At 68.6% G+C, this 25,618-nt stretch carries 24 protein-coding genes; all 24 read right to left on the bottom strand.

All coding sequences use genetic code 11. From position 1 onward, the window contains the following. Positions 1–29 precede the first annotated feature (29 nt). Positions 30–1,259 (bottom strand): methionine adenosyltransferase, encoded by a 1,230-nt coding sequence (gene metK / locus FQ137_RS10705; RefSeq protein WP_149292362.1) that lies wholly within the window; start codon positions 1,257–1,259, stop codon positions 30–32. 42 nt (positions 1,260–1,301) lie between these two features. Next, a complete protein-coding gene (coaBC, locus tag FQ137_RS10700) occupies positions 1,302–2,582 on the bottom strand; it encodes a bifunctional phosphopantothenoylcysteine decarboxylase/phosphopantothenate--cysteine ligase CoaBC (RefSeq protein ID WP_255583988.1) in 1,281 nt (426 codons plus the stop codon). Beyond that, complete coding sequence (rpoZ, locus tag FQ137_RS10695) at positions 2,579–2,863, bottom strand: DNA-directed RNA polymerase subunit omega (RefSeq protein WP_061228655.1); 285 nt, start codon at positions 2,861–2,863, stop codon at positions 2,579–2,581. The genes coaBC and rpoZ overlap by 4 nt, the downstream gene beginning before the upstream one ends. A 72-nt stretch (positions 2,864–2,935) precedes the next feature. After that, positions 2,936–3,538 carry a guanylate kinase gene (gmk, locus tag FQ137_RS10690; protein ID WP_149292361.1) on the bottom strand — a complete coding sequence of 201 codons (603 nt, stop codon included), beginning with the start codon at positions 3,536–3,538 and terminating at the stop codon, positions 2,936–2,938. Between the two features lie 7 nt (positions 3,539–3,545). After that, positions 3,546–3,869, bottom strand: a complete 324-nt coding sequence (mihF, locus tag FQ137_RS10685) for an integration host factor, actinobacterial type (RefSeq protein WP_007631925.1) — start codon at positions 3,867–3,869, stop codon at positions 3,546–3,548. A gap of 411 nt (positions 3,870–4,280) precedes the next feature. After that, positions 4,281–5,132, bottom strand: a complete 852-nt coding sequence (gene pyrF, locus FQ137_RS10680) for an orotidine-5'-phosphate decarboxylase (RefSeq protein WP_149292360.1) — start codon at positions 5,130–5,132, stop codon at positions 4,281–4,283. Beyond that, complete coding sequence (carB, locus tag FQ137_RS10675; protein ID WP_149292359.1) at positions 5,129–8,491, bottom strand: carbamoyl-phosphate synthase large subunit; 3,363 nt, start codon at positions 8,489–8,491, stop codon at positions 5,129–5,131. Before carB ends, pyrF begins: the two co-directional genes overlap by 4 nt. Beyond that, positions 8,491–9,699 carry a glutamine-hydrolyzing carbamoyl-phosphate synthase small subunit gene (carA, locus tag FQ137_RS10670; protein ID WP_149292358.1) on the bottom strand — a complete coding sequence of 403 codons (1,209 nt, stop codon included), beginning with the start codon at positions 9,697–9,699 and terminating at the stop codon, positions 8,491–8,493. The genes carB and carA overlap by 1 nt, the downstream gene beginning before the upstream one ends. Next, on the bottom strand, positions 9,696–10,244 hold the full coding sequence (locus FQ137_RS10665; protein ID WP_149292357.1) for a hypothetical protein: 549 nt from the start codon (positions 10,242–10,244) through the stop codon (positions 9,696–9,698). The genes carA and FQ137_RS10665 overlap by 4 nt, the downstream gene beginning before the upstream one ends. Next, the gene (locus FQ137_RS10660) at positions 10,241–11,566 is read right to left on the bottom strand and encodes a dihydroorotase (protein WP_149292356.1); all 1,326 of its coding nucleotides are present in this window, start codon (positions 11,564–11,566) and stop codon (positions 10,241–10,243) included. The genes FQ137_RS10665 and FQ137_RS10660 overlap by 4 nt, the downstream gene beginning before the upstream one ends. Continuing rightward, positions 11,563–12,504 carry an aspartate carbamoyltransferase catalytic subunit gene (locus tag FQ137_RS10655; protein ID WP_149292355.1) on the bottom strand — a complete coding sequence of 314 codons (942 nt, stop codon included), beginning with the start codon at positions 12,502–12,504 and terminating at the stop codon, positions 11,563–11,565. The genes FQ137_RS10660 and FQ137_RS10655 overlap by 4 nt, the downstream gene beginning before the upstream one ends. Then, positions 12,501–13,085 (bottom strand): bifunctional pyr operon transcriptional regulator/uracil phosphoribosyltransferase PyrR, encoded by a 585-nt coding sequence (pyrR, locus tag FQ137_RS10650; protein WP_149292354.1) that lies wholly within the window; start codon positions 13,083–13,085, stop codon positions 12,501–12,503. Before pyrR ends, FQ137_RS10655 begins: the two co-directional genes overlap by 4 nt. A gap of 69 nt (positions 13,086–13,154) precedes the next feature. Then, on the bottom strand, positions 13,155–13,709 hold the full coding sequence (gene nusB / locus FQ137_RS10645) for a transcription antitermination factor NusB (protein WP_149292353.1): 555 nt from the start codon (positions 13,707–13,709) through the stop codon (positions 13,155–13,157). Between the two features lie 2 nt (positions 13,710–13,711). Then, positions 13,712–14,275 carry an elongation factor P gene (efp, locus tag FQ137_RS10640; protein ID WP_149292352.1) on the bottom strand — a complete coding sequence of 188 codons (564 nt, stop codon included), beginning with the start codon at positions 14,273–14,275 and terminating at the stop codon, positions 13,712–13,714. Positions 14,276–14,348: 73 nt separating this feature from the next. Then, positions 14,349–15,449 (bottom strand): Xaa-Pro peptidase family protein, encoded by a 1,101-nt coding sequence (locus FQ137_RS10635; RefSeq protein ID WP_149292351.1) that lies wholly within the window; start codon positions 15,447–15,449, stop codon positions 14,349–14,351. Then, a complete protein-coding gene (aroB, locus tag FQ137_RS10630) occupies positions 15,446–16,573 on the bottom strand; it encodes a 3-dehydroquinate synthase (protein ID WP_149292790.1) in 1,128 nt (375 codons plus the stop codon). Before aroB ends, FQ137_RS10635 begins: the two co-directional genes overlap by 4 nt. 48 nt (positions 16,574–16,621) lie before the next feature. Next, positions 16,622–17,170 carry a shikimate kinase gene (locus FQ137_RS10625; RefSeq protein WP_149292350.1) on the bottom strand — a complete coding sequence of 183 codons (549 nt, stop codon included), beginning with the start codon at positions 17,168–17,170 and terminating at the stop codon, positions 16,622–16,624. Continuing rightward, positions 17,167–18,381, bottom strand: a complete 1,215-nt coding sequence (gene aroC, locus FQ137_RS10620; RefSeq protein ID WP_149292349.1) for a chorismate synthase — start codon at positions 18,379–18,381, stop codon at positions 17,167–17,169. Before aroC ends, FQ137_RS10625 begins: the two co-directional genes overlap by 4 nt. Before the next feature lie 36 nt (positions 18,382–18,417). Next, on the bottom strand, positions 18,418–19,257 hold the full coding sequence (locus FQ137_RS10615) for a shikimate dehydrogenase (protein WP_255583978.1): 840 nt from the start codon (positions 19,255–19,257) through the stop codon (positions 18,418–18,420). Beyond that, entirely contained in the window at positions 19,247–20,419 is a 1,173-nt protein-coding gene (gene mltG, locus FQ137_RS10610; protein WP_149292347.1) for an endolytic transglycosylase MltG, read from the bottom strand. The genes FQ137_RS10615 and mltG overlap by 11 nt, the downstream gene beginning before the upstream one ends. A gap of 92 nt (positions 20,420–20,511) precedes the next feature. After that, positions 20,512–21,012 carry a Holliday junction resolvase RuvX gene (gene ruvX / locus FQ137_RS10605; RefSeq protein ID WP_149292346.1) on the bottom strand — a complete coding sequence of 167 codons (501 nt, stop codon included), beginning with the start codon at positions 21,010–21,012 and terminating at the stop codon, positions 20,512–20,514. Next, on the bottom strand, positions 21,009–23,669 hold the full coding sequence (alaS, locus tag FQ137_RS10600; RefSeq protein ID WP_149292345.1) for an alanine--tRNA ligase: 2,661 nt from the start codon (positions 23,667–23,669) through the stop codon (positions 21,009–21,011). Before alaS ends, ruvX begins: the two co-directional genes overlap by 4 nt. Positions 23,670–23,871: 202 nt before the next feature. Continuing rightward, on the bottom strand, positions 23,872–24,018 hold the full coding sequence (locus FQ137_RS15395) for a hypothetical protein (RefSeq protein WP_188064898.1): 147 nt from the start codon (positions 24,016–24,018) through the stop codon (positions 23,872–23,874). Between the two features lie 83 nt (positions 24,019–24,101). Further along, complete coding sequence (locus FQ137_RS10595; RefSeq protein WP_149292344.1) at positions 24,102–25,502, bottom strand: replication-associated recombination protein A; 1,401 nt, start codon at positions 25,500–25,502, stop codon at positions 24,102–24,104. Between the last annotated feature and the right edge of the window lie 116 nt (positions 25,503–25,618).

Here is a 25,618-nt window from a genome sequence, read left to right as displayed (position 1 = left end):
ACCCCGCTACGACACACGGGGTGACGGCGTCAGAGTCCGGCGGCCTGTCTGAGTTCGTCGACGCGGTCGGTGCGCTCCCAGGGCAGGTCGATGTCCGTGCGGCCGAAGTGTCCGTAGGCGGCCGTGGGGGCGTAAATCGGACGCTTGAGGTCCAGGTCGCGGATGATCGCTCCGGGCCTCAGGTCGAACACTTCGGTCACCGCCTGCTGGAGCCGGTCGATGTCGACCTTCTCGGTGCCGAACGCCTCGACGAACAGCCCGACCGGGGCGGCCTTGCCGATGGCGTAGGCGACCTGGACCTCGACGCGCTCGGCCAGGCCGGCGGCGACGATGTTCTTGGCAACCCAGCGCATGGCGTAGGCGGCGGAGCGATCCACCTTGGAGGGGTCCTTGCCCGAGAAGGCGCCACCCCCGTGGCGGGCCATGCCGCCGTAGGTGTCCACGATGATCTTGCGTCCGGTCAGACCGGCGTCGCCCATCGGGCCCCCGAGCACGAATCGGCCGGTCGGGTTGACCAGCAGCCGGAAGTCGGCGGTGTCGATCCCGCCGGCGGCCTCGGCCAGGACCGGGTCGATCACGTGCTGCGTGAGGTCGTCCCGCAGGGTGGTCTCCAGATCGATGCCGTCGGCGTGCTGGGTGGAGATGACGATGGTGTCCAGCCGCACCGCGCGGTCGCCGTCGTACTCGATGGTGACCTGGGTCTTGCCGTCCGGGCGCAGGTAGGCCAGCGTGCCGTCCTTGCGCACCTCGGTCAGTCGCCGCGAGAGGCGGTGGGCCAGGGCGATGGGCAGCGGCATGAGCTCGGGGGTGTCCGAGCAGGCGTAGCCGAACATCAGGCCCTGGTCGCCGGCGCCTTGCCGGGCGATGGCGTCCTCGACCGAGTCCGTGGAGGTGCGGGCCTCGTGGGAGTTGTCGACGCCCTGGGCGATCTCCGGCGACTGCTGCCCGATCGAGATCGACACGCCGCAGGAGACGCCGTCGAAGCCCTTGTCCGAGGAGTCGTAGCCGATCTCGACGATCTTGTCGCGGATGAGCTGCGGGATCTCCACGTAACCGGTGGTCTTGACCTCGCCGGCTACGTGAACCATGCCGGTGGTGACCATCGTCTCCACGGCCACCCGGGCCGCCGGGTCCTGCTCCAGCATCGCGTCCAGGATCGAATCTGAGATCGCGTCACAGATCTTGTCCGGATGCCCCTCGGTCACGGACTCGCTGGTGAACAGCCGACGTGCCTGCGTCACAGTGGTTCTCTCTTCCATGGTCGGATCGCGTGTGATCGGTGCCGATCGCGTGAAAACAGACTAGTTGGTGCGGTCCGCGTTACTCCGCCCGGTCCGCCCGTCTGCGATCCCCACGATCTCGTCGAGAAGACGGTCGGCCAACAGGTCCTTGCTCGCGCGCTCCAGGTGGATCTCGCCACCGTCCGAGTCGAGGATCCAGCCGCCGTTGACGTCCTGCCCGAAGGTGGTGCCCCGTCCGACCTCGTTGACGACGAGCAGGTCGCACCCTTTCCGGGCGAGCTTGGCGCGGCCGTGCTCTAGGACCGTGCCCGAGGCGTCCCCGGTCTCGGCGGCGAAACCCACGAGCACGCAGTCGGCCGGGATGTCCCCCGCCGCACGCGCGGAGACCAGGTCGGCGAGAATGTCCGGGTTCCGCCTGAGGCGGATCTCCGCGGGCTCCGATTCGCCGCCTTTCTTGAGCTTGGAGTCGGAGACGTCAGTAGGCCGGAAGTCGGCGACGGCGGCGGCCTTGACGATCACGTCCGCCCCCGCGGCTGCGCGCAGCGTCTGCTCCCGCAGTTCGAGGGCGGACTCGATGTGCACGACGTCTACCGCGGGCGGGGTAGGCAGATCGGAGGACGTCACCAGGGTCACCCTCGCTCCCCGGGCGGCGGCCACCGCGGCGATCGCGTGACCCTGCTTGCCCGAGCTGCGGTTACCGAGGAAGCGCACGGGGTCAATCTCCTCGCGTGTACCGCCGGAGGTGACGACGATGCTTTTGCCGGCGAGGTCCCACGGCAGGGAACCGCCGTCGAGGAGGAGTCGGGCCAACCGCGCGATGTCGGCGGGCTCCGGCAGTCGCCCGGCGCCGGTGTCGGCACCGGTGAGCCGGCCGGACGCCGGCGGCATGACGTGGATGCCGTCGCCCCGGAGGGTATCGACGTTGCGACGCGTCGCTGGGTGCTCCCACATCTCGGTGTGCATGGCCGGGGCGAGAAGCACCGGACAGCGGGCGGTGAGGAGTGTGGAGGTGAGGAGATCGTCGGCGCGCCCGCTCGCCGCGCGGGCCAACAGGTCCGCGGTGGCGGGAGCGACGACGACGAGGTCCGCCCGTTGCCCGAGGGCGACGTGGCGGACCGACGGCACGTCCGAGAACACCCCGGTGGATACCGGGTTCCCGGACAGCGCCTCGAAGGTGGCGGACCCGACGAATCGCAGGGCCGCCTCGGTGGGGACGACGTCGACGTGGCACCCGGACTCGGAGAGGAGCCGGATCAGGCCACAGGACTTGTAGGCGGCGATCCCGCCGCCGACTCCGACGACGACGCGCGGGCCGCGCATGTCGTCCCCGGAGGGGCTCACTCGCCCTCGGCGCAATCGAGCAGGTCGGAGTGCAGCTCACGCAGCGCGATGGTCAGGGGCTTCTCGTGCAGCCCCGGGTCGACCAGTGGGCCGACGTACTCGAGGATGCCCTCCTCGATCTGGTTGTAGTACGAGTTGATCTGGCGCGCCCGCTTGGCGGCGAAGATCACGAGTGCGTACTTCGAGGACGCCCGCTCGAGCAGTTCGTCGATCGGGGGATTCGTGATGCCGATCGGGGTGTCGTACAGCGGGGTGGCCGCTGCGGCTTCGGTGGTGGCCACTATGGGTTCTCCTCTGGGGTACTGCCTGGGGTCGGTGTCGTCGATGACACCCGGGTGACGCTGGGTTCGCCGCTAGTCGCGGCCGACCAGCAATGATACCAACTCGTCGACGGCCTTCTCGAGTTCGTCGTTGACGACGACCACGTCGAACTCGTGACTGGCATCCATCTCGACCTTCGCGGTCTCGAGTCTGCGGGCCACCACATCGTGTGGCTCGGTGCCCCGACCGCGCAGCCGAACCTCGAGTTCCTCCCACGACGGCGGAGCCAAGAACACGGTTCTGCCCTCGGGAATCGAGTCGCGAATCTGTCGGACACCGGCGAGGTCCACCTCGATGAGGACCGGCCGACCCTCCTCGAGCGCCCGTTTCACCGGCTCGGCGGGGGTGCCGGACAGTTGCAGGCCGCGGTGGATCTCCGCCCACTCCAGCATCCGACCGCCGGCGACGGCGTCCTGGAAATCGTCCGTGGACACGAAGTAATAGTCCCGCCCGTCGACCTCGCCGGGCCGCGGGGCCCGGGTGGTCATCGACACGCTGAAATAGAGTTCCGGGACGCACTCGCGTAGGCGCGCGACAACGGTGGATTTTCCGACGGCGGAGGGGCCAGCCAAGACGATCAGCCGGCCCCTCTTCGCCGCCGTCTCCGGGGTGTCCCCGGACGACGGTGTATTCATGCGTCGATCAGTCGACCGTGAAGTCGAACCGCTCGAGCAGTGCGCGACGCTGGCGGTCACCGAGACCACGCAGACGGCGCGTCGGCGCGATCTCAAGCTCGGTCATGATCTCCTGAGCCTTGACCTTGCCGACCTTGGGCAGGGCCTCGAGCAGCGCCGAGACCTTCATCTTGCCGAGGATCTCGTCGCTCTCGGCATCCTTGAGCACCTGCTTGAGGTCGGTGCCGCCACGCTTCAGGCGCTCCTTGAGCTCAGCCCGGGCGCGACGGGCGGCAGCCGCCTTCTCCAGAGCAGCAGCGCGCTGCTCATCGGTCAACTGGGGAAGGGCCACAATTCCTCCGTCTCGTTCGTGTGTGTCTCATGACTCACGCGGATGTCCACCGTAGGACACCCCCGCCTGGTGTGCGGTGACCGTCCCCGGCGCGTCCGCGGGCTGCGGAATGCGTCGGGAGCGGGCGCTCCCTCGTGCTCACCGTACCCGGGCGGTTCCGCCGCCCCCAAGGGGACTTCCACGTCTCCGGGCCTGATGACCTCAGCAACAGTACGCGGCCGACCGGCCGCGTACCAGCACGGGGCCCCAGTGTGGCACCCCGTCTGATCTGCGCATTGACGGTTCGAGGTTGTATGGAACGTTAATCTCGGCCGCCCGAAGCCGCTCTGGGAACCACCATTTTCCTGCACCGCGGGCCGTGCGAAGTCGTGACGGGTGGGGCGCCGGTACAGCCGAGAGGAACCCGGCGACTCACGAGTTTTCGGTGAACCTGTACTGTGCGGCCAATTCGGTGACCGCCGCGCGCATCGCATCGACGTCCGGACCGGCTCGGAGGACGTGCCGCGAGACGTTGACCAGGGTGTTCGGGAGCGCGGCCCCGGCGATCCGTCTGACGTCAGCGAGGGTGCCTCCCTGCTCCCCCACCCCGGGCATGAGGACCGGACCGGACAGGTCGTCGAGTCGGGGCGGATCGGCGACGGTCGCACCGACGACCACCCCGAATGATCCGGGCACCACGCCCACTGATCGGGCGTTCCTCCGGCCCACCTCGTCAACGACGGACTGGGCGACCGTACCGGCGGGGCCGGTCGACCGCTGTAGCGACCCAGCTTCGGGATTCGAGGTCCGGGCGAGCACGAACAGACCGCGACCGGTCTCTGCGGCCGCGTCAAAGGCGGTGTCCAGCGAGCCGACCCCGAGATAGGGGGATACGGTCAGGGCATCACACGCCAACGGTGAACCGTCACGGAGCCACGCCCGCGCGTATCCCGCCATCGTGGAGCCGATGTCCCCCCGCTTGGCATCCGCCACCGATAGTGCGCCGGCCTCCCCGATCGCACCCAGAATCTCCTCGAGTACCGCGAGTCCCGCCGAGCCGTACTCCTCGAAGAACGCGACCTGGGGCTTGACCGCGGGCACCAGATCCGCGAACGCTTCTAGTGACCGGCGGGAGAATTCGGCGATCCCGGCAGCGTCCGTCCCGAGCCCCCATGACCGGAGCAGTGCGGGGTGGGGGTCTATTCCCACGCACAGGTTGCCTCGGTCGGTGATGGCGGCGCGAAGCCGCGCGCCGAAGGGGGCCCGGGGGGCGGAACCGGTCATCGCCCGGTCAGTCCCGAGTGCAGTTGCTGCAGTGGGCTCACTCCGACGTCACCGCGACGCATCGCCTCGATGCCATGGACCGCGGCAGTGGCGCCCTGGACGGTGGTGACACACGGGACCCGACGCGAGATGGCGGCCGACCGGATCTCGTGCCCGTCAGCCCGGGTGCCCCCGGTCGACGACGCGATGTTGAGGATGAGGTCCACCTCGTCGGCATTGATGCGGTCGACGATGGTCCGAACCGGGTTGCCGTCCGCATCCACGGGGCCGGGGCCGGACTGGGAGAGCTTGGCCACCGTTTCGCAGGCGATCCCGTACCGGCGCAGCATGAGCGCGGTGCCCTCGGTGGCCAGCACCGTGAACCCGAGTGCGGCGAGACGCTGGGCAGGGAACACCATCGAGCGTTTGTCCCGATTGGCGACGGACACGAACACGGTGCCCTCCGTGGGCAACACACCTTCAGCGGCGAGCTGGGCCTTGGCGAAGGCGACGGCGAAGTCGGGGCCGATGCCCATGACCTCACCGGTGGACTTCATCTCGGGGCTGAGTAGCGAGTCCACCGTGTCTCCGGCGGGGGTGCGGAACCGGTTGAACGGCAGCACCGCCTCCTTGACGGCAACTGGGGCGTCCGTCGGAAGCGAACCGCCGTCGCGGTCGGACGGGAGCAGCCCGTCGGCCCGCAGGTCGGCGATCGACTCGCCCATCATGATCCGCGCGCAGGCCTTTGCCAGGTGGACGCCGGTGGCCTTCGAGACGAACGGCACCGTGCGGCTCGCTCGGGGGTTGGCTTCAAGGACGTACAGGATGTCGTCCTTGATTGCGTACTGGACGTTCATGAGTCCCTTGACCCCGATGCCGAACGCGAGAGCTTCGCTCGAGCGCCGCACTCGGTCGATGTCGTCCTGGCCGAGGGTGATGGGCGGCAGCGCACACGCCGAGTCGCCGGAATGAACGCCGGCCTCCTCGATGTGTTCCATCACGCCGCCCAGGTAGACCTCGGTACCGTCGCAGAGGACGTCGACGTCGATCTCCACGGCGTCGTCGAGGAACCGGTCGACCAAGACGGGGCGGTCCGGGCTGATCTCGGTCGCACGGGCGATGTACGAACGCAGGGAGGGCTCGTCGTAGACGATCTCCATACCCCGCCCGCCGAGGACGTAGGACGGGCGCACGAGGACCGGGTACCCGATGTCGGCCGCGATCGTCGTCGCCTCCTCGGCGTTGATGGCGGTGCCGAAGGCCGGGGCGGGCAGGCCGGCCTTGGCCAGCACCTCGCCGAACTCACGACGGTTCTCCGCGAGGTCGATCGCCGACGGACTGGTGCCCACGATGGGCACGCCAGCGTCCTCGAGCTGGGCGGCCAACCCGAGCGGCGTCTGTCCACCCAGCTGGACGAGGACACCCGCGACGGTGCCCGACTCGGACTCGGCGTGGTAGACCTCCATGACGTCCTCGAACGTCAGTGGTTCGAAGTACAGACGGTCAGCGGTGTCGTAGTCGGTGGAGACGGTCTCGGGGTTGCAGTTGACCATGACGGTCTCGTATCCGGCCTCCGACAGGGTCAGCGCGGCGTGGACGCACGAGTAGTCGAATTCGATGCCCTGGCCGATCCGGTTGGGCCCGGAGCCCAGGATGATGACCTTCTCCCGCTCGGTCTGCGGGGTCACCTCGGACTCCGCAGACGGGTCGAGCTCGTAGGTCGAGTAGTGGTACGGCGTCTTGGCCTCGAACTCCGCGGCGCAGGTGTCGACGGTCTTGTACACGGGTCGCACTCCGAGGCGGTGTCGTAGCCGTTGCACGCCCTCGGCTCCGGCGAACTCCGGGCGCAGGGCCGCGATCTGGGCGTCGGAGAGCCCGTTGTGCTTGGCGAGGCGCAACAGCGCCTCGTCGACCACGGGGGCGTCGATGATCTGCTGGCGCAACTCGACCAGGGCGGCGACCTCCTCGACGAACCAGGGGTCGATCCCCGAGGCCTCGTGCACCTGCTCGACGGTCGCGCCCAGGCGCAGTGCGAGCTCGACGTCGTACATCCGCCCCTCGGTGGGGCGCCGCAGATCGTCGAGGACCGCGGAGAGGTCGGTCGAGCGACCAGGCGCGATCACCTCGTCGGACAGAGTCCAGAAGCCTGCGGCCTTGGTCTCCAGTGAGCGCATGACCTTGCCGAGGGCCTCACGGTAGTTGCGGCCGAGGCTCATCGCCTCACCCACCGACTTCATCGTGGTGGTGAGCGTGTCGTCTGCCTCGGGGAACTTCTCGAACGCGAACCGGGGAGCCTTGACGACGACGTAGTCGAGCGTCGGTTCGAAACAGGCCGGGGTCTCACCGGTGATGTCGTTGGTGATCTCGTCGAGCGAGTAGCCGATGGCGAGGCGGGCCGCGATCTTGGCGATCGGAAACCCGGTGGCCTTGGAAGCCAACGCCGAGGAGCGGGACACACGCGGATTCATCTCGATGACGACCAACCGCCCGTCGACCGGGTTGATGGCGAACTGGATATTGCACCCGCCGGTGTCCACTCCGACCTCGCGGATGATCGCGATACCGAGGTCACGCATGTTCTGGAACTCGCGGTCGGTCAGGGTCATCGACGGGGCAACGGTGACAGAGTCGCCGGTGTGTACGCCCAGTGCGTCGACGTTCTCGATCGAGCACACCACGACGACGTTGTCCTTGTTATCGCGCATGAGCTCGAGTTCGAACTCCTTCCACCCGAGGATGGACTCCTCGATGAGGACGTTCGCGGTAGGTGAGGCGGACAGCCCTCCGCCGGCGATCCGTTCGAGATCTTCGGTGGTGAAGGCGAGGCCGGATCCGAGCCCACCCATGGTGAACGACGGTCGGACGACGACGGGTAATCCGAGGTCGGCGACGGTCGCGTGGACCTCCTCCATCGTGTGACACACGGCGCTGCGGGCGGAGTCGCCACCCACGCTGGCGACGATGTCCTTGAAGGTCTGGCGGTCCTCGCCTCTGTTGATGGCGGGGATGTCGGCGCCGATGAGCTCCACGTCGTACTTGGCGAGGATGCCCTGGGCATCGAGTTGCATGGCCGCGTTGAGCGCCGTCTGTCCCCCGAGGGTCGCCAGGACCGCGTCGACGGGATGGCCCTCGGCGGCCTCCTTGGCGAAGATCTTGTCGATGTACTCCGGGGTGATGGGTTCGACGTAGGTGGCGTCGGCGAACTCGGGATCGGTCATGATCGTGGCCGGGTTGGAGTTGACCAGCGTGACGCGCAGTCCCTCCGCCTTGAGGACGCGGCACGCCTGAGTCCCGGAGTAGTCGAACTCACTGGCTTGCCCGATAACGATCGGACCGGAGCCGATGACGAGGACGTGATTGATGTCTGTGCGCCGGGGCATCAGTTCGAGCCCTTTCTGGAGTCTGCGGAGCCGATGTCGGAGGAGCCGAGCTGGCTGACGAAGCGGTCGAAGAGGTCGGCCGCATCTCGGGGCCCGGCCGCCGCCTCGGGGTGGTACTGGACGGAGAACGCGCTGCCATCGGTCAGCGCGACGCCCTCCACGGTGCCGTCGTTGGCACAGATGTGGGTGATCGTCGCGGTCCCCCAGGGGGTCTCCCAGGTCTCGGTCTCGGGGGCACGGAGTGCGAACCCGTGGTTCTGGGAGGTGATGGCCACGGCGCCGGTGGCTTTCTCGATGACCGGGATATTGGTCCCCCGGTGGCCGAACTGCATTTTGTAGGTCTCCAGACCCAGGGCTCGGCCGAGGATCTGGTTGCCAAAGCAGATCCCGAAGAACGGGATGCCCTGTCCGAGGACCTCCTTGGTGAGGTGAACCGCGGCGTCCGCGGTGGCAGGGTCGCCCGGCCCGTTGGAGAGGAACACCCCATCGACGTCGAGGTCGAGGACATCCTGCAGGGTCGACCCTGCAGGGATGACGTGGACGCGGACACCGCGCGCGGCAAGCATGCGGGGCGTATTGGACTTGATGCCCAGGTCGAGGGCTGCCACCGAGTAGCGGGCCTGGCCCTCCGGCTCGACCACGTAGGCGGTCTCGGTGGTCACCTCGTCGGACAGGGAGGCCCCGGCCATGGATTCCTGTGCCCGGACGGTGGCCAGCATGGATTCCTCGTCGGTGAGGTCGGCGCCCGAGAAGATGCCGGCCTTCATCGCCCCGCGGTCGCGGATGTGGCGGACGACGGCGCGGGTGTCGACGCCGGCGATGCCGACGATGTTCTGTGCGACCATCTCGTCCTCGAGGGTCCGCTTCGATCGGTAGTTGGACGCCCGCCGGGAGAGATCCCGGATGACCAGGCCAGAAACCCAGATCCGTCCGCCGCCGACCCGGCCGTCGAGAAGCGATTCACCGTCCTCGTCGTTCCAGCCGGTGTTGCCGATCTGGGGGGCGGTGGCAACGACGATCTGACGGCAGTAGGAGGGATCGGTGAGGGTCTCCTGGTACCCCGACATGGCGGTGGTGAACACCGCTTCCCCGAGGGTGGTGCCCGTCGCGCCGAAGGACGTGCCGCGGTGGATGCGGCCGTCCTCGAGGACGAGCGCGGCGGGCTGTGCGGCCCCCTGCGTCGCGGGCGTGGTGCTGTGCGGTGTCACTTGTTCTCCTCGGTGGTGGCACTGGGGCTGGGGGGCGTGTCGGGGTGGTCGGCGTCGCCACGCAGCGCCTCCCAGCGGGGGTAGGTGTCCTTGTCGTCGGCCCGGAAACCCGAGTCGATGAGGGTGCGGCCGTCGCGGCCGGTGACCTGCCAGCGCGCGACGAGGATGCCGCCGCCGGGCACGGTCTTGTTCGCCAGCGCCGATGCGCGGCGCACGTCGACTAGATCGCCGCGGGGGATCCATACGACCGCATCGGCCAGTTCGAGGCGCAGTCCGCCGGTGTGGGCGGTCATGGTGCCGGCCGAGCGGTGGCCCAGCGGCTGGCGGGCGATCCGCGCCTGCCAGTCCCCTGCGAGGGTGCTACCGATGTAGACACCGGTCAGCGGTCCCAGGACGATGTCGCCGGGGTCGGAGGGTGAGGCGGGGAGGTCGTCGAACAGACCGGCCTGGGATCGACTCCGGTTCCGCCAGCCCAGCGTCATCAGCCCGATCAGCGTCAGGATCAGGGCGACGACGAGGATGACGGTCCAGTAGTCCTGAGTCATTGGATAACCTCTCCGTCGCGGGTGGTCAGTCGGCCGCGATACACGGTGCCGACGACCCTGGCCGCGAACGTCATTCCCTCGTAGGGGGTGTTGGCGGACAGACTCGCGAGTGCGTCCCCGACGACGGTCCACGGGGCGTCCGGGTTGACGACGGCGAGGTTCGCGGGCTCTCCTACGGCGATGGGCCGACCCTGGTCCGACAGCCCCGCGATCTCGGCGGGCCGGGTGCTCATGACGCGGGCGAGGTCCCGCCAGGTCATGTCCCCGGTGTCGACCAGCAGGGCGGCGACGATGGGCAGCGCGGTTTCGAGTCCGAGCATCCCTGGGCGGGCGGCGGCGAACTCGCAGCACTTCTCCTGTGCGGCGTGCGGGGCGTGGTCGGTGGCGACGCAGTCGATGACCCCGGACTTCAGCGCTTCGCGCAGTGCGAGGGTGTCGTGCACCTCGCGCAGGGGCGGGTTGACCCGGTAAACGCCGTCGTAGGTCTCGAGACGGGAGTCGTCGAGCAGTAGGTGGTGCGGGGTGACCTCGGCGGTGATAGAGATTCCCTGGTCCTTAGCCCACCGCAGCAGCTCGACGGTGCCGGTCGTGGACGCGTGGCAGATGTGCACGCGGGCACCGGCGTCCCGGGCGAGGATCGCGTCGCGGGCGACGATCGACTCCTCGGCCGATCGCGGCCATCCGGTCAGTCCGAGGCGCGCGGCGGTGGGGCCCTCGTGGGCCACTGCGCCGTCGGTCAACCGGGGCTCCTCGGCGTGCTGCGCAATGAGGACTCCCAGCCCGGCCGAGTACTCCAGCGCGCGACGCATCACGAGTGGGTCGAAGACGCACATCCCGTCGTCGGAGAACATCCTGACTCGCGCCTCGCCGGTGGCCATCTGTCCCATCTCGGTGAGCTGCGCGCCCTTGAGCCCCACGGTGACGGCGCCGACGGGATGCACGTCGCACAGTCCGACCTCGCGACCGATCCGCCAGACCGAGTCGGTGACCGTCTGGTTGTCCTGTGGGGGCTGGGTGTTGGCCATGGCGAACACGGCCGTGTACCCGCCGCGGGCCGCCGCGGCCGAGCCGGACGCGATGGTCTCGGTGTCTTCGCGACCGGGCTCGCGCAGGTGCGTGTGGAGGTCGACGAACCCCGGCAGCAGGACGGCACCGTCGGCGTCGAGGATCTCGGTGTCTGGGCCGGAGGTGTCGACGGACTCACCGGCATCGGGGCCGATCGCGGCGATGAGGCCGTCTCGGACCAGGACATCGACCGGATCGCCCTCACCGTAGGGGCGTACCCGCCGGATCAGCAGGGGCGGGTGGTGGGGGGCGCTCACTCGGGGGTTCCTTCCGTTCCGACGAGAGTGTGGAGCAGGACCGACATGCGCACATGCACGCCATTGGTGACCTGCTGGAGGATCGCCGAGGACGGGGCATCGGCGGCGTCGAAGCCGATCTCCATCCCCCGGACCATCGGGCCTGGGTGCAGGACCACGACATCCTCGCCGAGCCGGGCGGCGCGCGCCGGACCGAGCCCGTAGCGGACCGCGTACTCCCGGGCGGACGGGAAGAACCCGCCGTTCATCCGTTCGGCCTGGACGCGCAGCATCATGACGGCGTCCGCGCCGGCGAGTTCGGCGTCGAGGTCGGTCGACGCGCGGACCGGCCAGGATCCGACGCCCACCGGTAGCAGTGTCGGCGGGGCGACGAGGACAACCTCGGCGCCCAGCGTGGACAGCAGCAGGGCGTTGGACCGGGCGACACGCGAGTGCAGGATGTCTCCGACAATCACCACCCGACGTCCGTCGATCCCGCCCAGACGTTCCCGCAGGGTCATGGCGTCGAGCAGGGCCTGGGTGGGGTGCTCGTGCATCCCGTCACCGGCGTTGACGACGGACGGTCCCACACCGCCAGGCGCCACCCATCCTGCGATCTGCTGAGCAGAGCCCGAGGCCGGATGGCGGACGATGAGGGCGTCCGCGCCGATGGCGGTGAGGGTTAGTGCCGTGTCGCGAAGGGACTCGCCCTTCTGGACCGACGAGGCGCTGGCGGAGACGTTGACGACGTCCGCGCTCATCCACTTGCCCGCGGTCTCGAAAGACACGCGCGTCCGAGTGGAGTTCTCGTAGAAGACGGTCAGGACGGTCTTGCCCCGGAGCGTCGGAAGCTTGCGGACTTCGCGACCGAGGAGCATCTCCTTGAGCCGCTCCGCCTCATCGAGGATCGACAGGGCCGCGTCGCGGTCGAGGTCGGCGGCCGAGAGCAGATGCTTCACCGGGCCTCCTCCGCGTCCGGGCGCCGCAGGACGACCGCGTCGCGCCCGTCGATCTCGGTGAGCCGGACGGACACGTCCTCGTCGCGGGAAGTGGGAACGTTCTTGCCCACGTAGTCGGCTCGGATCGGGAGTTCGCGGTGGCCACGGTCGACGAGCACGGCCAGCTGGACGCGGGCCGGCCGCCCGAGGTCGCGGAGTGCGTCGAACGCCGCCCGGATGGTCCGGCCCGAGAACAGGACATCGTCGACCAAGATCACGGTCGCGCCGTCGATACCGGCGGGCGGTACCCGTGTGGGGCTCATTGGGCGGTGCGGGCCACCGGCGAGGTCGTCGCGGTAGAGGGTGACGTCGAGGGAACCGGGGTGAACGTCGGCCCCGCTGAATTCACGGATGCGTTCAGCGAGTCGGGCGGCCAGCGGAACACCGCGCGTCGGAATGCCCAGCAGGACCACCGGGCCCGAATCTGGAGCGTCCGCAGCAGTGCGTTCGATGATCTGATGTGCCAGCCGGGACACCGTCCTGGCGACGTCGTCGGACGTGAAGAGTGACACCGAGTTCGTCTCCGAACCATCAGCGCTCACCGATCACCACCTCCTTGTCCGCCTCGCTGGACGGCTCGTTAAAGGGATAGCTTTCGGGTCTGAACTCTATCAGTCCCCTGGGTGCGTCCCGGGATCGCCGGACGTGGTCTCCGACACGTCTTCGTTCGCACCGGCGGGCGTGGTGTCCAGATCCGACACGGCTCGCTCGGCCGCCCTGATGTGCTGGGCCAGGCCGGCCACGCGGTCGAGCACGGCGTTGACGTACGGAACCGACTTCTCCGCAGACAGGTCGGACACCAGCAGGACCGCCTGGTCGATCACGACCGCCGCGTCCACCTCATCCGAGCCGAAGAGCAGCTCCCACGCGCCGGCGCGCAGGACCGCGCGGTCGACGGCGGGCAGTCGCTCCAGCGTCCACTCCCGCAGGTGCTCGGCGATCGTGGAGTCCAGGCGGTCGAGGCGCTCGGCGACCCCGGTGACGATCTCCATGGTGTAGGGCGCGACGTCATGGAACTCCTGCGAGTCCTCGCCCATTTGGCGGCGCTCCTCGGCGAGCGACACCACATCCGCATCGCGTAGCTCCGCCTCGAAGAGCAATGCGACGGCACGCTTGCGCGCCCGGTACCGCGATCCCCGGCGACGGTGGTCGACCTCGTCTGACATGATCAGTCGTTCACCCGGCTGAGGTAACGACCGTCGCGGGTGTCGATGCGCAGCTTGTCGCCGGTGTTGATGAACAGTGGCACCTGGACCTCGGCGCCCGTCTCGAGAGTCGCCGGCTTGGTTCCACCGGTCGAACGGTCGCCCTGCAGGCCCGGGTCGGTGTGCTGCACCAGCAGGTCCACGGCCACCGGCATCTCGGCGAAGAGCGGGACGCCTTCGTTCATCGAGACCTGAACCGACGTGTTCTCGAGCAGGAAACGAGCCGCGTCACCCATGACCGAAGGCGAGACGTTGATCTGCTCGTAGTCCTTCTCGTCCATGAGGACGTAGTCCTCACCGTCGCGGTAGAGGTAGGTCATGTCGCGCCGGTCGACGGTGGCGATCTCCACCTTGACGCCCGCACTGAACGTCTTGTCGATGGTTTTTCCGGTGACGACGTTCTTCATCTTGGTCCGAACGAAAGCCGGGCCCTTACCGGGCTTGACGTGCTGGAAATCGGTGATCTGCCAGAGTTGGCCCTCCTCCTTGAGGACGAGGCCGTTCTTGAAATCGGCGGTTGACGCCATAGTCGCTACTCCTTAGGGAAGTCGTCGGCGCGCGGCCGGGGGACGGCGCCGCGGATGGTCGTGGGTCGGCTCCTCAGAGCACCCTGAGGGCCTTCGACGTGGTGGTCAGGGACCTACCGCCACCGGCGGTAACGGCTACGGTGTCCTCGATTCGGATCCCTCCGAGGTCGGGGAGGTAGATCCCCGGTTCGATGGTGATCACATCGCCGTCGGACAGTGTACTCGTGGACCGGGCTGACACCGCGGGGGCTTCGTGCACGTCCAGCCCCACCCCGTGGCCCAGGGAGTGGCCGAAATAGTCGCCGAACCCAGCATCCACGATGAGACCGCGGCTGACTGCATCGAGGTCAGCGCACGGGACGCCTTCGCGGACGGCCTCCACCCCCGCGACCTGTGCCTGTCGTACGACCTCGTAGGCCTTCGCCAGACGTTCCGGGACGGAGCCCAGCGCAACGGTGCGAGTGCAGTCGGAGGCGTATCCCGCGACCGTGGCGCCGAAGTCCACGACCACCAGATCACCTTCGGTCAGGATTCGGTCGCCGGGGACGTGGTGTGGGTGTGCGCCGTTGGGCCCGGAGGCCACGATCGTCTCAAAGGCCACACCGTCCGAACCCGCGCGTCGCATCGCGTGCTCCAGATCGGCCGCGACGTCGCGTTCGGTTCGGCCGACGGCCACCAGGCGCTGATCGAGCACGTGTGTCCAGGCCTCGTCCACTACTGCGCAGGCCCGTTGGATGAGCGCGAGTTCGTGGGGATCCTTCACGCGGCGCACGTGTTCCACCAGGCCGCTGGTCTCCACGATCCGCACGTCCGCTCCCCCGGCTTGCGAGAGGGCACGGCGAAGGGCGGAGGCCGCGGAGAGGGTCAGGTGGTCGGCCTCGACCGCGAGTGGGGTGTCTGCGGGGCCGCGGCGACGCCCGAGCACCCCGGCGACGTACTCGCGGGAGATCACGTGGCCCACGTCCGGGGCCTGTTCGACCACCTGGAGTTCGTACCGCGAATCCGTGCAGAGGACCGCCTCGCCGTCGTCCTCCACCAGCACAGCCCCACCGGAGCCGGAGAAACCGGTCAGATAGGCGATGTTTCGTGGATCGGTCACCAGTAGCGCGCTGGCACCGACATCGGCGAGGGCCGCGGCGACGGAACGACGCCGAGGAGCGAGGCGCTCGATCACAGCAGGATCCCTCCCCCACTGGGCTTGCGGCCCTCGGAGATGGTCGCGTACGCCGCCGTCATCAGAGACGGATCTGGGGACTCCATTCGAGACGGGCGGGCCAGCCCGTCCAGCACCACCAGTCGTAAAAAGCCCGAATGGTTCTTCTTGTCACCGGCCATCAGCTCGAGCAACCGCGGGAAGGCGTCCTCGTCGTATCCGGTTGGCAGGCCGAGGGAGGCCAGAACGGAGGCGTGCCGGTCGGCGGTCGCATCATCCAGGCGACCTGCCAGCCTGGCGAGCTCGGCGACGAAACACATCCCCACGCTGATAGCCGCGCCATGCCGCCAACGGTACTGCTCGCGACGCTCCACGGCGTGGCCCAGCGTGTGGCCGTAGTTGAGGATCTCCCGGAGCCCGGACTCCTTGAGGTCCTTACCGACCACGTCGGCCTTGACCTGCACGCTGCGGCGTATGAGCTCGACGATCGTGTCGCCGGTGGGGTCGAGCGCCGCCGCGGGGTCCGCCTCGATCAGATCGAGGATCTGCGGGTCCGCGATGAACCCGCACTTGACCACCTCGGCCATGCCCGACACCAGTTCGTTGTGCGGGACGGTCTCGAGGGTCGCCGTGTCGATGAATACTGCGGCGGGTTCATGGAAGCTGCCCACGAGGTTCTTGCCGGCGTCCGTATTGATACCCGTCTTACCGCCCACTGCCGCGTCCACCATCGCCAGCAGGGTGGTGGGTATGTGAACTACACGAACGCCGCGCATCCAGGTGGCGGCGACGAAACCGGCGAGGTCGGTGGCCGCACCGCCGCCGAGGCTGACGACGGTGTCCTTACGGCCCAGTCCGATCTGGCCCAGCACGTCCCAGCAGTAGCCTGCCACGACGAGGTCCTTGCCGGCCTCAGCGTCCGGAATCTCGATCCGGTGGGCGTCTATGCCAGCGTCGGCGAGCTTCTCGCGGAGCGCCTCGGCAGTCTGGGCCAGCGGCGGCTGATAGAAGATCGCCACTGTCCGGGACGACGAGCACGCCTCGAGGATCTCCGGCAGTAGCCCACGGCCGATGACGACTGGGTACGGGTTCGCCGTCCGTACCTCCACGACGACGGGTTCGCTGGTGTTCTCGTCCTGGTTCATCTGCTGCTCCCGCTCATCGCTCGTGTCCACACGCGTTCTGGTCGTCGTTCACTTCCGGCCGCCACCCCGCAGGTGCGGGTCGCCGGACTCGAGCCTGTCGACGATGTCCGTCACCACCTTGCCCGAACTGCGTCGCTCGGTGCTCACGGTGGTCCAGGCGACCTCTCTGTACAGGGGCGACCGTTCGGTCAACAGCGCCTGATACCGGGCCGTGGCATCGCCACCTGCCAACAGTGGACGTCCCGGCCCCTGAGACCGGCGCACCCCCTCGGCCACCCCGATCGTCAGGTGGACGACCCGGTGGCCGCGCAGGCGCCGTCGGGTCTCCTCGGATAGGACCGCCCCGCCACCGAGGGACAGGACCCCGTCGAACGATGCGAGGGTGTCTCCGATGATCCGCTCCTCGATGTGCCGAAAGTGTGGCTCGCCGTCCACCGCGAAAATCTCGGGGATTGACCGGCCCTCGGCCTCCTCAATCAGGTGATCGGTGTCGCGGAACGGCACGTCGAGGCGCCGCGCCAGTTTGCGGCCGATGGTCGTCTTCCCGGCACCGGGCGGCCCCACGAGGACAGCGACCGGTCGTGCCGGGTCGCTCATGTCTCGTCCGTCGCCCAGTCCAGCCGATCGGCGATCGCGTCGAGGTATCCCCCGACGTTGCGGCGGGTCTCCGCCAGCGAGTCGCCACCGAACTTCTGCAGGACCGCGCGGGCCAGCACGAGCGCGACCATCGACTCCGCGACGACACCGGCCGCCGGCACCGCGCACACGTCTGAACGCTGGTGGATGGCGGTGGCCGCGGACCCGTCCTCCATGTCCACCGTGCTCAGCGCACGGGGAACGGTGGAGATCGGCTTCATCGCCGCGCGGACCCGGAGGGCCTGACCGTTGGTCATGCCTCCCTCCAACCCTCCGGCGCGGTTGCTGCGTCGCTCGACGCCGTCATCCCCGCGGACCATCTCGTCGTGGGCGACGCTGCCCCGGCGGCGCGCGGTCTCGAAGCCATCCCCCACCTCGACCCCCTTGATGGCCTGGATCCCCATGAGGGCACCGGCGAGTTGAGCGTCCAGCCGATCGTCGCCCGACACGTGGGAGCCGAGGCCGATCGGGAGTCCATGAACGACCACCTCGACGACACCCCCGAGGGTGTCGCCGGCCTTCTTAGCTGCCTCGATCTCCGCGATCATCGAGTCCCCCGCTGCGGTGTCGAAAGCCCGGACCGGGTTGGTGTCGATCGAGTTAAGGTCGGCGTAGGTCGGCTCGGGACCGGTGTAAGGCTCGGAGGCGCCGATGGAGATGACGTGGGAGAGCACCTCGACGCCGAGGACGTCCCGCAACACCGCGCGGGCCACCGTCCCGGCAGCCACCCTGGCGGCGGTTTCACGCGCGCTGGCGCGCTCGAGGACCATGCGGGCGTCGTCGAAGTCGTACTTGAGCATCCCGGAGAAGTCGGCGTGGCCCGGCCTCGGGCGGGTCAACCGGGCCGCGCGGGCCTTGTCGTCGATCTCCTCCGGGTCGACGGGGTCCGCCGACATGATCTGCTCCCACTTGGGCCACTCGGTGTTGCCGATCTCTATCGCTACCGGCGATCCCATGGTTCGACCGTGGCGGATGCCGCCCAAAACCCTGACGGCGTCGGCCTCGAACTTCATGCGCGCCCCGCGCCCGTAACCCAGGCGGCGGCGGGCGAGCTGGGCGGCGATCTCGTCGCTCGTCACCTCGACACCCGCAATGACGCCCTCTACGATCGTCACGAGAGCCTGGCCATGCGATTCTCCGGCGGTGGTCCACTTCAGCACGTGGCTGATCATCCCACGACCCCGCGGGAGGAGACACATCAGGCCCGGCTACCGGCCTAGTGCGACCGACAGGGCAGCCGCCATGGCCTCGCGCGGCGCCGGCATCCCGGTGAACAGTTCGACCTGCCCGAAGGCTTGGTTCAGGAGCATGACATCGCCACCCACCACCGGCACCCCAGCCCGCGACGCGACGGCTCCCGCCGCGGTGGGCCAGGGATCGTAGAGCACATCAAAAAGCCGCCTGGCGTGCGCCACCAAGCCGCTCAGTTCACGGACTCCGGGCTCGGGCACCGTGTTGACCAGCACATCCGCGGCGGCGATCTCTCGTGGCAGTGATGCGTCGGTCAGGAGGACGGTGTGGACCTCCAACCCGAGGGCCCGGCCACACTCCGCGGCGGGGCCGGCGTTGTCGCGGCGCGACGCCAGGATGACGCGCGTGGCGCCGGCCGCGGCGAGGCCCGCCAGGACGGGCCGGGCGGTCCCGCCCACACCGAGGATGACGGCGGTGGGCGCGGGGGGCAGATCTCCGAAAGCTCCGAGAGCACCGGTCACCCCGTCGACGTCCGTGCAATCAGCGAACCAGCCGTCCGCACGCCGAACGAGGGTGTTGGCGCTGCCGACTATGCGGGCGCGATCACTCACCTCGCTGGCGTACTCGAGGGCCGCAAACTTGCCGGGCATGGTGACCGAGTAGCCGACCCGGTCGACGGGTGACGCGTCGACGACCGACGGGAGCTGGTCAGCGTCGCAATCGATGCGCTCGTAGCTCCACCCATGGAGCCCGAGCGCCCGATATGCGGCGCCGTGCAACACCGGGGACAGAGAGTGGTCAACGGGGTGGCCGAGAACGGCCGCCGAACGCGGCGCCCCGGTGGGATCAGCGGCCACTGGCGAGAACCCCGTTGGCGATGGCCTCGCTCTGATTGCGCTCATGCTCCGGATACTCGTCCGCGAACAGTGTCGTGCCCTCCATGTCCACGGTGACGAAATACTTCCACCGACCCTCGGCCGGGTTCTCCATCGCGCGTAAGGCGTCAAGGCCGGGCGAGCCGATGGGCCCGTAGGGCAGCCCGTCCATCGCGTAGGTATTCCAGGGGGTTCTCGCAGCCCGGTCGGCGTCGGTGGTGGCGATCTCCTGGTCGGCGAGTGCGTAGTTCACTGTGGAGTCGAACTGCAATTGCATGGGCTCGGCGAGGCGATTGAGGATGACCCGTGCGACCTTGTCGAAGTCCTGGAGCATGCCCTCCTTCTCGACAAGCGAGGCGGCGGTCACCACCTGGTAGGGCGTGAGTCCTATCCGGTCGGCGGCCGGGACGAGCCCGGTCTCGTCGTAGGAGGCGGTCGACAGGTCGATGAGTTGACGAAGAATCTCGATGGGCTCTGACTGCGGGTTGATCGTGTGGACACCTGCGGCGATGAGACCCTCGAGCCGGCGGACCGGGTCCGGGGCGGCACGCACCTCGTTGATCGCCCAGCCGGGCACGCCGAGTTCGGCAGGATCGGCCTGCACGGCGGCGTCGACGATCTCCTGTGGTTGTCGGCACACCGGGGCAGCCTCGGGCTCGTCCAGGTCGCGGAGACAGGTGGCGTCGGCGATCAGGGTGAAGATGCCCTTCTCCCTGCCGCCGCCCACCACCACGGTGTCGAGCAGCCGCCCACCCGGTTTGACCTCGACGAAGCCGACGCGATTCTGCGGGTCCGAGAGCGCCTCCACTGCGGAGGCCGCACTCATCTCTTGCCGCACCTGGTAGTAGCCGGGCTGGATGCCCTCGACGGGCGTCCCCGTCGCGGCCCCGGTGAATGCCCGGGTGCTGGCCACGGTGCCGATCTCGTACAGGCGGTCCCCGACGACCCCCAGGGTGTCGCCCTGTTCGACGTGCAGCAGTGCGTTTCCGCTGCCCTGCCCTTCGAAGTCGGGCGCCGCCGCGACCTCGGTGTTGAGATTGCGGTAGACCATCACAGCGAATGCGAGGATCACCCCGATCACGGCCGCCAGGAGGATGAATCTCGTGGTGGCTCCGGTACGTGAGCGTCCTCGTGCCGCAGACATCGTGCTCCTCGGTCATGGGGTCAGGGAGCTGTCCGGCGGACAGCATCGTGCTCGTCGGCGAGTTTATCCAGGTTAGCCGTGCGAGGTGTTGTTCATCGGCGGGCGTGCCGCGAGTCGAGCCAGGCCTGGAGCAGGACCACGGCCGCTGCCTGGTCGATGACGTCCCGCTGTTTGCGGGTGTTTCGACCGGCCCCGTGGAGCGCCGTGCCCGCTGTGACGGTGGTCAACCGCTCGTCAACGAGTTCGACTGGGAGCTCCGGTGTTCCGGCAGTCAGCGCTGCGACGAATGAGCGGGCCATCGCGGTGGAGGCGGTTTCGCGGCCCTTGAGCGAGGTGGGCAAACCCACCACCACGGCGACTGCGTCGTATTCCTCGACGAGCGTGGCCAGTCGTCGGAGTTCGGCAGCCCACCCGGGGTCGCCGTCGGTGACACGGATGGTCTCAACCGGTGTGGCGAGGATCCCGTCGGGGTCGCAGGAGGCCACGCCGATGCGAGCGGTTCCCACGTCTAGGCCGAGCCGTCGACCGCGGGTCCAGCCAGAACCGACGGTGTCGGGGACGCGCTGACCGGTGGGGTCCGCCGGGTGGGTCATCCGGCGTCCCGCACGGCGTCGCGCAGGGCGGCCACCGCCGCGTCGATTCCGGTCGGATCGGACCCGGCGCCCTGCGCCATGTCCGGCTTGCCTCCGCCGCGCGCGCCGAGTGCAGGCGCGACGGCCTTGACGAGGTCGCCGGCCTTGAGCCCACGTTCCTGCGCTGCGCGGCTCACCGCGATGACGAACGGCACCTTGTCCTGCCCCGGGGCGGTGAGGAACACGACCCCGGCATCGGACCCGAGGCGACCCTTGAGGTCGGAGGCGAGGGTTCGGAGGTCGCCTGCGGCACCGCCGGGGGCGCTGTGGGCGAGGAACCGGATGCCGTCGAGGTCCTCGGCAGAGTTAAGCAACTCGCCGGCCTGGGAGGCCAGTTGTGCGGCCCGCAGGGATTCGAGGGCCTTCTCGGCCTCGCGCAATTTGGCGGTGAGGGCGGCGACTCGATCGGGCAGCTCGTCGGTGGGCGCCTTGAGCGAGGCCGCCAAGCCGGACACGAGCGCGCGCTCGCGGGCTTGGTGGCGGTAGGCGTCCATGCCCACGTAGGCCTCGACGCGCCGGATCCCGGAGCCGACGGAGGCCTCGCCCAGCAGACTGACGGGCCCGATCTGCGCTGAACTCGATACGTGCGTGCCGCCGCACAGTTCCATGGAGAACGGTCCGCCGATCTCCACGACGCGGACCCGGGAACCGTAGTTCTCCCCGAACAGGGCCATGGCGCCCATACGCTTGGCCTCGGCGAGGGTGGTCTCGACAGTGTTGACGCCGTAATCGGCGTCGACGGCCGCGTTGGTCACCTCCTCGACCTGTGCGAGGACGTCGGAGGGGATCGAGCCGGACCAGTTGAAGTCGAACCGCATATAACCGGGCTTGTTCAGCGAACCGGCCTGGACGGCCTCGGGGCCGAGTATCTGCCGCAGTGCGGCGTGGACGAGGTGGGTGGCGGAGTGGCCCTGGGTGGCCCCCTTGCGCCACTCGGGGTCGACGGCGGAGGTGACGACCTGGCCGGCCTCGACCTCGCCGCCGGTGAGGATGCCCTTGTGCACCCATAGTTTCTTGCCGATCTTCTGTACGTCGTTCACCTGCATCTGGAAGCCGGCGGTCGAGATCATTCCGCGGTCGCCCAGCTGTCCCCCGGATTCTGCGTAGAACGGGGTTCGGTCGAGCACGAACTCGACAACGTCACCCTCGCGGGCCACCCGGACGGCTTCGCCGCCGGTCACGATGCCCAGCAGCCGTGACTCGTCGGTGAGCTGGGTGAAACCGGTGAAAACTGTCTCGCCGGCGTCGAGGAAGTCGCGGTAGACGGACAAATCGGCGTGGGCGTGCTTCTTGGCGCGGGAGTCGGCCTTGGCGCGGGCACGCTGCTCGGACATCAGCGAGCGGAAGCCCTCCTCGTCGACCTGCAACCCGGCTTCGGAGGCCATCTCGAGGGTGAGGTCGATCGGGAATCCGTGCGTGTCGTGCAGGGCGAACGCCTGGCGGCCCGTGAGTACCGCGGCACCTGAGGCCCGCGCGTCCTGGGCGGCGCGCTCGAACAGCTGTGTTCCGGACTCCAGCGTCTTGAGGAACGCGGCCTCCTCGGCCACGGCGATCCGTTCGATCCGGTCGTACCCGGCGACGGTCTCGGGGAAGGACGGGCCGATAGCGTCGCGGACGGTGACCATGAACTCGGCCATCGTCTCAGTGGTCGCACCGAGCAGTCGCACGGACCGAACGATGCGACGCAGCAGGCGACGAAGGATGTAGCCGCGGCCCTCGTTGCCGGGGGTGACGCCGTCGGAGATGAGCATGTAGGCCGTGCGGGCGTGGTCTGCGATGACCCGGAACCGGACATCGGATGCGCTGTCCGCGCCGTACGTCGCGCCCGAGAGTCGCTCGGCGGTGTCGATGACCGGGCGCAGCAGGTCGGTTTCGTAGACGTTCTCGACGCCCTGGAGCAGAAACGCCACGCGCTCGACACCCATGCCAGTGTCGATGTTCTGCTTGGGCAGCGGGCCGAGGATCTCGAAGGCGTCCTTGCCGGTGCCCTCGCCCCGCTCGTTCTGCATGAAGACGAGGTTCCAGATCTCGATGTAGCGGTCTTCGTCCGCTTCGGGTCCGCCGTCGACACCGTAGGCGGGTCCGCGGTCGTAGAAGATCTCCGAGCACGGTCCGCAGGGCCCGGGTACGCCCATGGACCAATAGTTGTCTGCCATGCCGCGGCGCTGGATGCGCTCGGTGGGGACGCCGATCACGTCACGCCAGATTCCGTAGGCCTCGTCGTCGTCGAGATACACGGTGACCCACAGCAACGCCGGGTCGATCCCGAACCCGCCATCGTCGACGGAGGATGTCAGCAGCGACCATGCGTGCCGGATGGCGCCTTCCTTGAAGTAGTCGCCGAAGGAGAAGTTGCCCGCCATCTGGAAGAAAGTGTTGTGGCGGGTGGTGATGCCGACCTCCTCGATGTCGAGGGTGCGGACGCACTTCTGGATGGAGGTCGCGGTGGGGTACGGAGGCGTCTCCTGGCCGAGGAAATACGGCTTGAAAGGCACCATTCCCGCGTTGACGAACAACAGGTTGGGATCGTCCAGCACCAGCGACGCACTGGGGACCTCGGCGTGACCGGCCTTGACGAAGTGGTCGAGGAAGCGGCGCCGGATCTCATGGGTCTGCACAGGGGGCCTCACTGGTCGTCTGCTGGTGGTTCTAACGAGGGTCCAGCCTACCGCCGCTCTCCTGCGCGGCCGGGAACGAGGTGGGCCGGACGAATCCGTACGACGACGACGAGGTCGTCAGACCCGGAAACGGCTGCGGGCACCCACCCGGTCGAACCGGTTAATGGGTGCCCGGACCTGTCGGCACGCTGTGCACGAACGATTAGCGCGGCATCGGCGGCAGGATGATACCGAAGTTGGCGGCGGTGATGAACGCCTCCTGGGGCAGGAGCCCCATGCTGTGCGCTCCGGTGCCCCAGACGCCGATCGAGGTCGCCACGCTGACGAGCGTGGACAGAAGGTAGGTCATGATTCCTCCATGAGTGTGTGACGTGACGAAAAGTGCCTGGTTCAGCACCCATTTAGGATCTTCACATAATTCTCACGGGGCAGCTATGTCTTCGTTCGAATGATCTTGCGGAGCTTGTCCACCCGCGCGGCCAGTTCCCGCTCGTGCCCGTGGGGGCCGGGCTCGTAATAGTCGCGACCAACCAATTCGTCGGGCGGGTACTGCTGTGCCACGACCCCGGCGGGCGCGTCATGGGCGTAGCGGTAGCCCACGCCGTTGCCGAGCCCCTTCGCCCCGGCATAGTGCCCGTCGCGCAGGTGCTTGGGCACCTCGCCCACCCCGCCTGTACGGACGTCGGCCATCGCGGCGTCGATTGCGGCGATGACCGACTTGGACTTGGGGGCTGTGGCCAGGTGGATGGTGGCCTGCGCCAACGCCAACCTGCATTCCGGCAGGCCGACTTTCTGCACGATCTCGGCGGCCGCACTCGCGGCCAGCAGCGCGGTGGGATCGGCCATCCCGATGTCCTCACTGGCATGCACCATGAGACGCCGGGCGATGAACCGCGGGTCCTCCCCCGCCACCAGCATCCGCGCCAGGTAATGCAACGCCGCGTCCACGTCTGACCCGCGGACGGACTTGATGAACGCGCTGGTGACGTCATAGTGCTGGTCGCCGTCGCGGTCATAGCGCACCGGAGCCGCGTCCAGGCTGAGCTCCACGATCTCCGGTGTCACCACTCCATCCTCGGCTGCCCCAGCCGCAGCCTCGAGGATCGTGAGACTGCGTCTGGCGTCGCCTCCCGACAGTCGGACGATGTCTTCTTTCGCTTCGTCGGTCAGTTCGACCTCTCCAGATAGGCCCCGCTCGTCGTCCACCGCTCGTCGGAGTACGGCCGCGACCCCCTGGTCATCCAGCCCCTGGAGTTCAGCGATGAGGGAGCGGCTCAGCAGCGGAGCGATCACGGAGAAGTGGGGGTTCTCGGTCGTTGCGGCGACCAACAGGACTATCCCGTTCTCCACCGCCGCCAGCAGTGCGTCCTGCTGGCTCTTAGAGAATCGGTGAACTTCGTCGATGAACAGGACCGTGCGTTGCCCGTGGATCTGGCGAGTGCGGGCGTCCTCGATCACCGCGCGGACGTCCTTGACGCCCGCGCTCAGCGCCGACAATGCCACGAAGTGCCGACCCGACGTGCTCGCGACGAGGTAGGCGAGCGTCGTCTTCCCGGTCCCCGGCGGACCGTAGAGGATCACCGAGGAGCCCCCGCGTCCCTCCACTAACCGACGCAACGGAGAGTTGGGGCGTAGCAGGTGGTCCTGGCCGATCACCTCGTCGAGCGTGCGGGGGCGCATCCGGACGGCCAGCGGAGCGGAGGGGTCCACGGGCGCCGGGGAAGGGGCGGGACGACCGTTGTCGCTTGCGTCTCCCGCAGCGAACAGCCCAGCATCATCTGTCACGCCAGCAAGGCTACCGGCGGGCCCCAACAGGAACCCCCGGGTGAACATTCGGGGAGCAATCACCCGAAGTGCTGGCAGCCATCGTCGTCGTCGGGTTCTCTTGTGGTGACATGTGCCGCGTCCCCCTGCCGGGGACACCGCTTGGCCTGCCACGACCCGACTGG

The organism is Dietzia sp. ANT_WB102 (genome assembly GCF_008369165.1).
Taxonomy (GTDB): Bacteria; Actinomycetota; Actinomycetes; order Mycobacteriales; family Mycobacteriaceae; genus Dietzia.
Note: the sequence above shows the minus strand (reverse complement) of the source record. Positions and strands in the feature narration are given on the sequence as shown.

What these genes read in the sequence shown, in the direction of transcription:
- mltG (WP_149292347.1), bottom strand. Translation starts at nt 20,419, where the DNA reads ATGTCTGCGGCACGAGGACGCTCACGTACCGGAGCCACCACGAGATTC.
- FQ137_RS10665 (WP_149292357.1), bottom strand. Translation starts at nt 10,244, where the DNA reads ATGACTCAGGACTACTGGACCGTCATCCTCGTCGTCGCCCTGATCCTG.
- efp (WP_149292352.1), bottom strand. Translation starts at nt 14,275, where the DNA reads ATGGCGTCAACCGCCGATTTCAAGAACGGCCTCGTCCTCAAGGAGGAG.
- nusB (WP_149292353.1), bottom strand. Translation starts at nt 13,709, where the DNA reads ATGTCAGACGAGGTCGACCACCGTCGCCGGGGATCGCGGTACCGGGCG.
- FQ137_RS10625 (WP_149292350.1), bottom strand. Translation starts at nt 17,170, where the DNA reads ATGAGCGACCCGGCACGACCGGTCGCTGTCCTCGTGGGGCCGCCCGGT.
- FQ137_RS15395 (WP_188064898.1), bottom strand. Translation starts at nt 24,018, where the DNA reads ATGACCTACCTTCTGTCCACGCTCGTCAGCGTGGCGACCTCGATCGGC.
- metK (WP_149292362.1), bottom strand. Translation starts at nt 1,259, where the DNA reads ATGGAAGAGAGAACCACTGTGACGCAGGCACGTCGGCTGTTCACCAGC.
- pyrF (WP_149292360.1), bottom strand. Translation starts at nt 5,132, where the DNA reads ATGACCGGTTCCGCCCCCCGGGCCCCCTTCGGCGCGCGGCTTCGCGCC.
- aroC (WP_149292349.1), bottom strand. Translation starts at nt 18,381, where the DNA reads ATGATCAGCCACGTGCTGAAGTGGACCACCGCCGGAGAATCGCATGGC.
- gmk (WP_149292361.1), bottom strand. Translation starts at nt 3,538, where the DNA reads ATGAATACACCGTCGTCCGGGGACACCCCGGAGACGGCGGCGAAGAGG.
- carB (WP_149292359.1), bottom strand. Translation starts at nt 8,491, where the DNA reads ATGCCCCGGCGCACAGACATCAATCACGTCCTCGTCATCGGCTCCGGT.
- FQ137_RS10595 (WP_149292344.1), bottom strand. Translation starts at nt 25,502, where the DNA reads ATGTTCACCCGGGGGTTCCTGTTGGGGCCCGCCGGTAGCCTTGCTGGC.
- ruvX (WP_149292346.1), bottom strand. Translation starts at nt 21,012, where the DNA reads ATGACCCACCCGGCGGACCCCACCGGTCAGCGCGTCCCCGACACCGTC.
- aroB (WP_149292790.1), bottom strand. Translation starts at nt 16,573, where the DNA reads ATGAACCAGGACGAGAACACCAGCGAACCCGTCGTCGTGGAGGTACGG.